This is a genomic window from Acinetobacter sp. L-24 (genome assembly GCF_056857555.1).
In genome coordinates this window covers 46,681-57,832 of record NZ_JBSXNI010000023.1, presented here as the reverse complement: position 1 = coordinate 57,832, position 11,152 = coordinate 46,681, and the positions used below count along the sequence as shown (strand labels likewise).

General features: G+C 42.5%; 10 protein-coding genes and 1 rRNA gene. 9 read left to right on the top strand and 2 right to left on the bottom strand.

Going from position 1 to position 11,152, the window contains the following annotated elements; genetic code table 11:
• The 5 genes from rrf to AC13CK_RS01660 all read left to right on the top strand — a co-directional run.
• Positions 1–83 (top strand): 5S ribosomal RNA (rrf, locus tag AC13CK_RS01680); the annotation flags it as partial.
• A gap of 287 nt (positions 84–370) precedes the next feature.
• Entirely contained in the window at positions 371–1,735 is a 1,365-nt protein-coding gene (locus AC13CK_RS01675; RefSeq protein ID WP_004280798.1) for an MFS transporter, read from the top strand.
• A gap of 342 nt (positions 1,736–2,077) precedes the next feature.
• The gene (locus AC13CK_RS01670; protein WP_004647700.1) at positions 2,078–3,427 is read left to right on the top strand and encodes an aromatic acid/H+ symport family MFS transporter; all 1,350 of its coding nucleotides are present in this window, start codon (positions 2,078–2,080) and stop codon (positions 3,425–3,427) included.
• Between the two features lie 109 nt (positions 3,428–3,536).
• The gene (locus tag AC13CK_RS01665; protein WP_005245518.1) at positions 3,537–4,274 is read left to right on the top strand and encodes a hypothetical protein; all 738 of its coding nucleotides are present in this window, start codon (positions 3,537–3,539) and stop codon (positions 4,272–4,274) included.
• Between the two features lie 193 nt (positions 4,275–4,467).
• Positions 4,468–4,791 (top strand): ankyrin repeat domain-containing protein, encoded by a 324-nt coding sequence (locus tag AC13CK_RS01660; protein WP_213686629.1) that lies wholly within the window; start codon positions 4,468–4,470, stop codon positions 4,789–4,791.
• Between the two features lie 48 nt (positions 4,792–4,839).
• Here the strand turns inward: AC13CK_RS01660 and AC13CK_RS01655 are convergent, their stop codons facing one another.
• Together AC13CK_RS01655 and AC13CK_RS01650 are read right to left on the bottom strand one after the other, a co-directional pair.
• A complete protein-coding gene (locus tag AC13CK_RS01655) occupies positions 4,840–5,391 on the bottom strand; it encodes a type 1 glutamine amidotransferase domain-containing protein (RefSeq protein ID WP_168730570.1) in 552 nt (183 codons plus the stop codon).
• Positions 5,392–5,757: 366 nt separating this feature from the next.
• Positions 5,758–6,447 (bottom strand): TIGR04219 family outer membrane beta-barrel protein, encoded by a 690-nt coding sequence (locus AC13CK_RS01650; RefSeq protein ID WP_425880054.1) that lies wholly within the window; start codon positions 6,445–6,447, stop codon positions 5,758–5,760.
• Between the two features lie 134 nt (positions 6,448–6,581).
• On the opposite strand from AC13CK_RS01650, the gene AC13CK_RS01645 reads away from it, so the two are divergent.
• The 4 genes from AC13CK_RS01645 to zupT all read left to right on the top strand — a co-directional run bounded on the left by AC13CK_RS01645 (position 6,582) and on the right by zupT (position 11,111).
• Entirely contained in the window at positions 6,582–8,030 is a 1,449-nt protein-coding gene (locus AC13CK_RS01645; protein WP_425880053.1) for an aldehyde dehydrogenase family protein, read from the top strand.
• A gap of 586 nt (positions 8,031–8,616) precedes the next feature.
• On the top strand, positions 8,617–10,092 hold the full coding sequence (locus AC13CK_RS01640; protein WP_425880052.1) for a sodium-dependent transporter: 1,476 nt from the start codon (positions 8,617–8,619) through the stop codon (positions 10,090–10,092).
• 10 nt (positions 10,093–10,102) lie between these two features.
• A complete protein-coding gene (locus tag AC13CK_RS01635; RefSeq protein ID WP_004647694.1) occupies positions 10,103–10,213 on the top strand; it encodes a methionine/alanine import family NSS transporter small subunit in 111 nt (36 codons plus the stop codon).
• Positions 10,214–10,301: 88 nt separating this feature from the next.
• On the top strand, positions 10,302–11,111 hold the full coding sequence (zupT, locus tag AC13CK_RS01630; RefSeq protein ID WP_005108262.1) for a zinc transporter ZupT: 810 nt from the start codon (positions 10,302–10,304) through the stop codon (positions 11,109–11,111).
• Positions 11,112–11,152: the final 41 nt, after the last annotated feature.

Here is an 11,152-nt window from a genome sequence, read left to right as displayed (position 1 = left end):
TCCCTTCCCGAACTCAGAAGTGAAACCTCTTAGCGCTGATGGTAGTGTGGGGTTACCCATGTGAGAGTAAGTCATCGCCAGCTCATTATTCGAAATCCCCCTCCGCCAAGGCAGAGGGGGATTTTTTTATGCGTGGGATTTTAGTCAAATAGCTCTTGGAATTGTTGAATATTGATTAAAAACTAGACTCATGGGTTTAGATTTTTAAGGAATAAGTAAGACTTTAGTCGGATATTGCATGAAAAGTAGGTGTGTTGAACTAAGTTGTTGCGAAGACATGGCGATAAGAATCATTAAAAATAATAAATAAGAGTTAGGGTCATGTGTCGTGCTGAAAACAACGAAAAAAACTCACAGGAGGTGAGTAAAAATGGCAGAAAACATGAAGCGAGTAGCAAACACTGTAAGTGTGAATGATGTGATTGATCAGGCAAAATTCACTAAATTTCACTTAAGCATTGTATTATGGTGTTTGTTTATTGTCCTATTTGACGGATATGATTTAGCAATTAACGGTGTCGTTCTGCCTCTACTTATGCAAGAGTGGGGCATGAGTGCTGTTCAAGCAGGCATGCTTGCAAGTACAGCGCTGGCTGGCATGATGTTTGGAGCCATGCTATTTGGGATGCTTGCAGACAAAATTGGTCGTAAAAAAGTTATCTTGATTTGTGTTTCTTTATTTAGTGCTTTTACATTTTTAGGTGGATTTACCACTAATCCAACAGAATTTGGTATTTTACGTTTTATTGCTGGTTTAGGGATTGGTGGTGTATTACCAAACTTAGTCGCTCTAACGTCTGAATATGCACCTAAACGTTTAAAAAGCACACTGGTAACCACCATGTTTAGTGGTTATGCGGTGGGCGGTATTATGGCTGCATTATGCGGTACATGGTTTACACCAAGTTTTGGTTGGGAAATTATGTTCTTCATTGCAGGTATTCCATTACTTTTTGTTCCATTTTTTTGGAAGTTCTTACCTGAGTCTTTAACTTTCCTCGTTAAAGAACAAAAAGTGAATGAAGCACGTCGTTTTATAAAGCAAGTCGAGCCAACTGCAGACATACAAGAAGATACTGAACTGGTTCTAGCTAGCGCTGATCAGACCCAAAGTGCATCAGTAAAAGCTTTATTTACAGAAAATCGTGCCACAGGAACATTCTTATTTTGGATTGCTTTCTTTATGTGCTTACTCATGCTTTACGCACTTGGAAGCTGGCTACCAAAACTGATGATGGCAGCGGGATATTCTTTAGGTAGCAGTTTAATGTTCTTATTAGCACTGAATATTGGTGCCGTGATCGGAACCATTAGCGGTGGTATTTTGGCAGACCGTTTTGACTTTAAACCTGTTCTTATGAGTATGTTAACTGTCGGTGTACTATCTTTGGTTGGTTTGGGCTTTAATTCTCCAACCCCTGTTATTTATTTACTTGTCAGTTTAGCAGGTGCCTCATCTATTGGTACCAGTATCTTGTTATATAGCTATGTTGCTCAATACTATCCTGTTGCAGTACGTTCTACTGGTATTGGTTGGGCTTCTGCTGTAGGGCGTACAGGTGCAATTGTTGGCCCAATCGTGATTGGTATGCTGCTTGGTATGGAGTTACCACATAAATGGAACTTTATCGCAGTGGCAATGCCAGGTATTATTGGCATCATCGCTATTTCAATGATTCGTAAGCCACAACCTGGTCGCATTATGGTGAAAAAATTAAAAACAGCCAAAATTTAAACTCTCGTAATTAACCCATTCAGTTAAAAAGCTCCTTACTTAAAGGGGCTTTTTCATATCTTCAGTATGAAATTAAATCAATATTCAATTGGTCAAAAGAATAAGTGGATTAAAAGAGCTTAAATATGGTGTAAATTAAAAAATAAACATCAATTATTCAAAAGATTATACTAATAATAGTGTGACATATCACGCAAATAAATGACATTTCCGAGAGCATAGCAGAATATCAATTAGTCTTATTGTGCCTTAAATCCTGCTTGCGTATATTGCCTGACATTGAAGATTGACTTCAGTCTTCAACAAGATGTTATGGACAAGTACTCATGGGAGATGAGAACGATGACAACGGAAAAAATAGATGTAAATTCTGTAGTCGATAATGCGAAATTCACGCCTTTCCACTTCAATGTAGTTGCTTGGTGTTTACTCATTATCTTATTTGATGGCTACGATCTCGCAATCAATGGTGTAGTTTTACCGTTATTGATGCAAGACTGGGGCTTAAGTGCAGTGCAGGCCGGAATGCTTGCAAGTACCGCGCTGGCCGGCATGATGTTTGGTGCGATGATCTTTGGTTCCCTCGCGGACAAGATCGGTCGTAAGAAAGTGATCATGATCTGTATTGTATTATTTAGTGGTTTAACTTTTGCTGGCGGCTTTGCTTCAAACCCAACCGAATTCGGTATTTTACGTTTCCTTGCCGGTCTTGGTATTGGTGGTGTAATGCCAAACCTAGTGGCATTGACTTCGGAATATGCTCCACAAAAAATGCGTAGTACGCTGGTGACCACCATGTTTAGTGGTTATGCGGTCGGTGGCGTGATGGCAGCGTTATTAGGTTCATGGTTCACGCCAAGTTTTGGTTGGCAAATCATGTTCTTTATCGCGGGTATTCCACTGTTTTTATTACCAGTGATCTGGAAATTCCTGCCTGAGTCGCTCGCATTTATTGTGAAGCAGAACAAGCAGCCTGAAGCTCGTCGTATCGTACGTCGCTTGGCGCCAAATCTGACAGTTACTGAGAATACAACTTTCACTTTGCCACAGGAAAATGTGCCTGAAGCAGCCAACGTGGTGAGTTTGTTCCGTCGTGGTCGTGCGGTCAATACTTTACTGTTCTGGGTCGCGTTCTTCACTTGTCTGTTAACCATGTATGCACTGAGCAGCTGGTTACCGAAGTTGATGATGGCAGCAGGCTACTCGATGGACAACAGCTTGATGTTCATGATGGTGATGAACGTTGGTGCGGTTGTAGGTATTGTGGGTGGTGGTATTCTGGCGGATCGTTTCCACCTGAAACCGGTACTGATGTTCCTCGGTATGATGGGTGCGATTGTGATGAGCTCAATGGGCTTTGCATCTAACCAATTCTTACTTTACATCCTGGTATTCCTGGCGGGTGCAGCGTCGATTGGTTCACAAATGTTGCTATATAGCTATGTTGCGCAGTTCTACCCACTTGCAGTACGTTCGACAGGTATTGGCTGGTCTTCTGCGATTGGTCGTATGGGCGCGATTGTAGGGCCGATCCTGATTGGTGGTTTGCTTGGTATGAACCTGCCTGCTTACTTCAACTTTATGGCAGTCGGTTTACCGGTTCTGATTACTGCAATTGCGGTTGCGTTAATCATGCATGACAATGAATCTGAGAAGATTGGTTCAATTGAACCAGCAGTGTCTAAAGCTTAAAGCTAAGTATTAAATAAGAAGCCTCCGAAAGGGGGCTTTTTTATGGTTATTAGTTGATAAAAACTAATTCACAATTTATTTTGTAGTAATTAACTGAATTATAAATATCATGACCTTAGAATTATTTATAGCATCTTTAGCTCTCTTAATTTCAGTAATGCAATTATGGAAAACTTATTTTTATAAATCTAAACCATTCTTCACGATTGGAACTTTAACAGAACAAATTTATCCGATAAAAAGTGCTAGTGAAGAATGGTATGTGTGTAGTTTTCATATGCCAATTTCAATCTCGAATCATGGTGCTCAATTACTGATTATTGAAAAACTTAGACTGAAGTTGGTTTATCAAGATATTGAATTAAAGAATAACTATGAATATCTCTATGCTAAATGGATTCTTGATACAAAAGATTCCAAAAAAATTGATAGTGATCGATTCAGATGGATAAATGATATTGATCTTGAAGATTGGATTCCTCAACTTATTCAAGCCCGATCTATACAATCAAAAAGTTTTATTTTTGAAACCCGCTGGGATTTTCCTATCGATCAGAAGTTGACAGTTACTTTGCAAGGTAAGCTTATGAAATCTAACTCTTGGAGCGATATAAGTTCATGGGATATAAATCATAATCTCACTGTTTGGCAAATGTTGGTGATGGGTGGAAGTTCCATTGGTCATACTACAGAGCCAAAAGTTTTAAGAAGATCAAAAGCCTTATCTAATAAAATTTATATTAAGAATAAGATAGAATTTAATCCTGATAATTCTTTTTTGATACCTTCTTATTCAAATAAAAAAAATGCTCTATCTAAAATTTTAAAGATACTGAATAAGCATTAATTTAAATATTAGACCTCTTGCGAAAGTATCGTTTTACCTAATTTTTGAATTGGCTAAAACCTTATAATATGTAGCTTTTGGCTGTTTAAATTTTAAATTTTGACTAACGCAAGAAGTCTATTATTCTTAGTATTATTGAGATAAGGTAATGTGATAATCGCGCTATTCTAAATAGAGTAGAGGTATAGAAAATATGAATATTAATTCATTCTCCCCAATCCCTGAAGGTGATGAAGAACTGCATCTTCCTGAACTGGTGTACTGGGCATCTCTTGGTGATGTTGAACAGGTTGAGCAGGGCTTGCAAGAAGGTCTGGACGTCAACTCCGCCGATGAAGAAGGCTATAGTGCCTTACAGGCTGCAGCTGAAAATGATCATTTAGACGTAGTTAAGCTTCTGGTTAGCAAGGGCGCAGATATTGCACATCGCAGTCCAAATACTGCTTTAGAACTGGCTGAAATGGCCGGAAATAAAGACGTGGTGACTTATCTGAAAAGTTTGGCCGGTGGTGTCTAAATATAAAAAAGAACCTCAATGCTGAGGTTCTTTTTTTAGTGTAGGAGCTTAGGCAGCTTCGCCTTCAAGCTCTTTTAAGATCGCTTCATTGAAAGCCGGTAAATCGTCCGGATTGCGTGAAGTAATCAGTACCCAGTCACCTGTATTGCAGCGGTGGACTTCTTCGTCGACCCATTTCCCGCCGGCATTTTCCAGATCTAGCTTGATGCTCTTATATGAGGTCAGATTCTTGTCTTTGATGCGCTGTGCATCAATCAGGGTCCATGGCCCATGACAGATCGCGGCAATCGGTTTGTGATTGTCGGCAAAATGCTGAATGATTTTTTGCGCATCCTGATTGATTCTCAATGTATCCGCATTGACTGTACCGCCGGGAATCACCAAAAGATCATAATCATTCGGATCGACATGGTCGAAACTGGTATCCGGCGTGTATTGGGTAGCAGCCTTGGTATCACCTTTGACAGTGGCGACATCTTCATTTTTTTCTGCAGCATGAATGACTTCAAAACCTTTGGACTTTAGAAAATTTAAAGGCTCAGTGAGTTCATCATGTTCAATGCCTTGATTGGATGTAATAAAGAGGACCTTTTTTACCATGATTGCTGTTCCCAAAAAATGTGAGGATTTTTAGCTTAACAACAAGGAGATTCTTACAATGTTGGAGTTTTAGCTCGGAACTGTTAAGCAATGATAAATAAAATAATAGGCAGAAAAAAAGCCCCGACATCCTGTCGGGGCTTTTTCGTATCTCGTGATTTAGGTATAACTCCTGTCGTACCTCACGTCCTGGTGTTGCGATGTTATTCTTGTTTTTAGGTCTTCTGGAGCATCCTGCTCTCTATGTTTATAAAGTAATACACATCCCGGTGGCGCACTAGCAGCAGATTGCGGTTATTGCTGTACGCTTTGGCTTACATCAGCGCAGAGAAATTGAGCTGTGCAAGCTTAACCAGTTGTATTGCATTAAAAATGCACATCTAGACCGATATAAGGACCTTTAAATTCCAACTGTAAGTCTGGACGTTGATCCTGTTCAAAATCTACTTGCATCATACGATAACCGATTTTGGCACCCACATCGACCAGCAGATTATCAATAAAGTCATATTGCAGTTCGGCCTGTACATCGGTTTTTTGGCTATCGCTGCCGTGACTGTAAATAGCTTCGGCTTTGGCACTCATACCGGTAAATGGCAGTTTCACCCCGACGGTTGCGTAGAGCAGGGGACTGTATTCATCCAGATCGTATTGATTGAAAGCAGCATTGCTCAGGTTTTTCACCGTACCATCCAGATTGGTTAAACCTGCGCCTATATCCGCATGCACAATAGTATCTAGCAATTCGTAATACAGAATATAGTCGATATTCTTCAGTTCGATCTCTGAGGCATTGGCAAGCGTGTTTTGTTCACTGTTGCTGTCCAGATTAACATATTTGATTTTTGCATTTGGCAATAACGGTACCGGATGTTCTACAGCGACAGATAGTTGTGCTGTACCTTGTCGATCCAGCGCATGCTTGAAATTGTTATCCTGGCTATAGCCGTCAAAATCCCAGTAGCTGAGATCCGCTTTCACGCCGATCACATCTGCATGACTGAGCGTACTGATTCCAAAACCGAAGAATAAGGTGGTGAGTATTTTTGCGCGCATGGCTCTATTCCCTAAAGCTTTATTAAAATTGGAGGTGTCTGGTTACTTAAAAACATCTTCTTAATATGGAGTAGCAAGTGCATGATATAGAGAATTTCAAAAATGTATATCCTTGGATGTTGAAGGACAATAAGATGGTAGCGAGAAGCACACAACAAGCGAAAGAGTATGCATTATATGTCGCCGGTCAGGCTGTTCAGACGGATAAATGGCTAGAGGTCAAACATAAATATAATCATGAACTGTATGCCCGTGTCGCCTTGGCAGATGCCAACACACTGGAACAGGCGATTCAGTCTGCCGTAGACGCAGAAGCCGAAATGGCTGCCTTGGAGCCGTTCCAGAAACAGAAAATTCTGCTGCATTGCGTACGCCGTTTTCGTGAGATTCATGAAGAACTGACTGAAATTCTGATTGCAGAAGGGGGCAAGCCGCGTAAAGCAGCCGAAGCCGAAGTTGAACGTCTGATTAATACTTTCCAGATTGCCGCAGATGCCGTGACCCAGGTTGATCAGGGACGTATGCTGCCTTTGGCCGTGACTGCGGCAGCATCCGGTTATCGGGGCATTGTAAAGCAGGTGCCGATTGGTGCAGTGTCTCTGATCAGTCCGTTTAATTTTCCTTTAAACCTGACCGCGCATAAAATTGCTCCTGCGATTGCAGCCGGTTGTCCCTTTGTGCTGAAACCGCCGAGTCTAACCCCTATTTCTGCCTTAAAAATTGCCGAAATTCTGGCGGAAACCGATTTACCGCAAGGTGCGTTTTCGGTATTGCCCTGTCCGCGAGAGCTGGCTGATCTACTTGTCACCGATGAGCGTTTTAAATTACTCAGTTTTACCGGTTCCGATGCTGTAGGCTGGGATATGAAAGCGCGTGCCGGTCGTAAAAAAGTGGTCTTGGAGCTGGGTGGCAATGCTGCTGTCATGATTGAGCCAGATACCGAAATTAACGATGCCTTGATTAATCGTCTGATTGGCGGGGCGTATAACCATGCCGGACAGGTGTGTATCAGTGTGCAACGCATTTTGGTGCATCAGCAGATTTATACTGAAGTGAAGGACAAACTGCTGGCGAAACTGAAAACGATTAAAGCCGCTGATCCGAATCTGAGCACAACCTTGGTTGGTCCGATGATCAAGGAAGATGAAGCCAAACGCCTGAAAAAATGGCTGGATAAAGCTGTGAAAAAAGACGCGAAAATCCTGATTGGAGGCGAATTGAATGGTGTGATGTTCGCACCGACCTTGCTGGAAAATGTAGACCACAGTCTGGAAATCTACCGTGATGAAGCCTTTGGTCCGGTGGCAATTCTGGAAGCGTATGCTGATTTCGAATCCGGTATTGCCTGTATCAACCGCAGCCGTTTTGGCTTGCAAGCTGGAGTGTATACCCAGAATCTGAACAAGATGCTGTATGCCTGGGATCATCTGCATGTCGGCGGTGTCATTATCAATGATATTCCGTCTTTCCGGGTCGATAACATGCCTTATGGCGGGGTCAAAGATTCAGGTCTGGGTCGTGAAGGAATTCAGTCAGCCATTCGCGACATGCAGGAAGAGCGCATGCTGGTGATTAAAGCCTAAGTTTAGAATACTCATCGCTTCGATATCACAGGCAGCTTGTTTTAAATCTGCTTGTGATATTTAAACCGGTTTTTAAAGAGGTCAAAATTCCATGAGAGAATTTGATTTCCCATATCACGGCTTGGTCATGTGCCTTAGTATGAGCCGTTTCATCATTAAATAATGATCTAAAAACAGATGCTGGAGTGGAGTCTTGCAATACATTTTTTAAAACAGCGACCCTGTAGTAAAACTTAAGAAAAAATATATTCCAAAAAGTTTGTCAATATATAACTTGTTTAATCTGGCTTATTTCGCAGAATTATTGAACGCTTAATTCGAATAGATTATAAATAACGAATATTTTAAGCAGAATTTACAGAAAAAATTTAAAAAAGTCAGTATTGTTGAGTCATCTACAAGGTCAGTTTTTCGATCAGACTTTAAGCAAGATGTAAGACCTGCTGACCTGTTTGTACATTAGAATTCGACGCCCACAAGGTGCCCTCTAATTCAAACACCCAAAATTATTGAAAATACTTCTTTTTTTGCTTGCGTCATAACCATAACAAGCAGCATCTAAAGGGGTTAAAAGTTTAGGTGTTCTATGACAGAAACTCGTGAGAATTGGTCCGCACGATCAGGATTCATTATTGCAGCGATTGGTTCCGCCGTTGGCTTGGGGAATATCTGGCGTTTCCCCTATGTTGCCTATGAAAATGGTGGCGGGGCATTCCTGATCCCTTATCTGATTGCGATTTTCGCAGCAGGTTTACCTTTATTGTTTTTAGACTATGCGGTCGGACACAAGTTCCGCAAAGCGCCGCCTATGGCCTATAAAAAACTCATGAATGCCGAATCCCTAGGGTGGTGGCAGGTCATGGTCACTCTGGTGATCGGGATTTACTATGCCAGCGTCTTGTCCTGGGCTGGCAGCTATATGTTCTATTCCTTTGGACAGCAGTGGGGCACAGATACCCAAGGCTTCTTCTTCAATACTTACCTGCAAAATGGTGAGGGTCTGACGCTCGGTTTTGTACCTGTGCTGTTCTTTGGTTTGGTGGTCGTTTGGGCAGCAGTCATGCTGATTCTTTACGGTGGAGTACGCCGTGGGGTGGAACTGGCGAATAAAATCTTTATGCCATTGCTGGTGATTTTATTCACGATCCTAGTGATTCAGGCAGTACGTTTACCTGGTGCAGTCGATGGCTTAAATGCTTTCTTCACGCCGAACTGGGAAGCGATGGCCAACTATAAAGTCTGGTTAGCCGCTTTTGGTCATATCTTTTTCTCACTATCAGTGGGCTTCGGGATCATGTTGACCTATGCATCTTACCTGAAACGCAAAACCAACCTGACTGGTTCCGGGATTGTGGTAGCACTGGCCAACTCGTCTTTTGAAATTCTAGCGGGTATTGGTGTCTTTGCCGCGCTTGGTTTTATGGCGTTCAGCTCAGGTGAGAAAGTTGAAGATGTGGTGTCTGGCGGTATCGGTCTGGCCTTTATTGCGTTTCCGAAAATCATTTCCAGTTTAGGTGCAGGTGGTGACCTGTTCGGTTTCCTGTTCTTTGCTTCGTTGACGGTTGCCGGTATTACCTCGATGGTGAGCATCCTGCAAGTTCCGATTGCTGCGTTCCAAGACAAACTGGGCTGGTCAAAGAACAAGTCAGTGACGATTATTGCTGGTGGTTCAGCGGTGATTTCTACCCTGATGTTCTCGACACATAGTGCCATTACCTTTGTCGATATCATCGATTACTTTGCCAATAACATCGGTATTGTTGGTGGTGGTCTGTTATCGATTATTCTGTTGTCGTGGTTCCGTCGTCCATTAATGAAACAGCTGGAAGGCCATGTGAATGAGTTTGCCAGCGTGAAACTAGGTACGAGCTGGAACTTCATGCTGACGGTGATCACGCCGTTGTCATTATTGCTGGCATTGGGCCTGACCCTGAAATCGATCATGGCAGAAGGTTATGGTGGCTATGCTGCCAGTACCCTATGGATGGTAGGTGGAGGAGTAATGGCATTCTTTATTCTGGGTGCCATTCTATTCAGCCTGATTAAAGATCGTCACAGCTAGGAGAGCGACTATGAATACATCTGCACTAATCATGATGATCATCTCTATCGTTTTATTATGGGGTGGTCTGGTACTGGCTGTGATTCATCTGGCAAAGAATCCGGAAGAACCAGAAGACTAAAAATCTTCACATAAACCTACTGTTACCATAAACGGAAGTCATTATCATCCTTGATGATAATGACTTTTTTAATGGCTGATGCTCTGACATGATTTCCGTTTCAGATGGACAAGTCTATACAGCCTTTGCCGTGACTTTATTTGCCGGGCTGGCCACCGTGGTGGGTGGGGGACTGGTATTATTCTTAAAAAAACCTAATTTCCGTTTGCTGGCCTTTGGTCTGGCCTTTGCTGCCGGGGCCATGATCTATGTCTCTTTAACCGAAATTCTGAACAAATCGATCGCTTCCTTTAGCCTAGATTTTGATGAAAAAACCGGTTTTGCCTTTGGCACTTTTGCTTTTTTACTGGGCGTAGTTCTGGTGTTATTGCTAGATCGCTTTGTGCCAAACCCACATGACACCATTGAGACCCATTCTGCCAAGGGCGTTAGTTCACCCCAATTACTGCGTACCGGCATGCTGACCCTGTTTGCGATTAGCGCACATAACCTGCCGGAAGGGCTGGCGACGTTTTTTGCCACGCTGGAAAGTCCTGCTTTGGGTGCGCCATTGGCAGTCGCGATTGCGATTCATAATGTACCAGAAGGCGTGGCGATTGCCCTGCCGGTCTATATGGCCACCGGCCGTAAAGATTATGCGCTCTGGGCCAGTTTGGTTTCCGGACTGGCCGAACCTTTAGGGGCAGCGCTCGGGTATTTTATTCTGGCACCTTATATGAGTGAAACCGTCTATGGTCTGATCTTTGGCGTGATTGGCGGGGTGATGGTTTATCTGGCGCTGGATGAATTATTGCCGACGGCAAAGCGCTATTCTGAAGGGCATGAAACAGTCTATGGATTGGTGAGCGGCATGGCGGCATTGGCCAGCAGTCTGGTGATTTTTAAGTTTATTCAATAAGCCATATATTCACTAAATCACGCGCCATAAAAAAGGCAGCT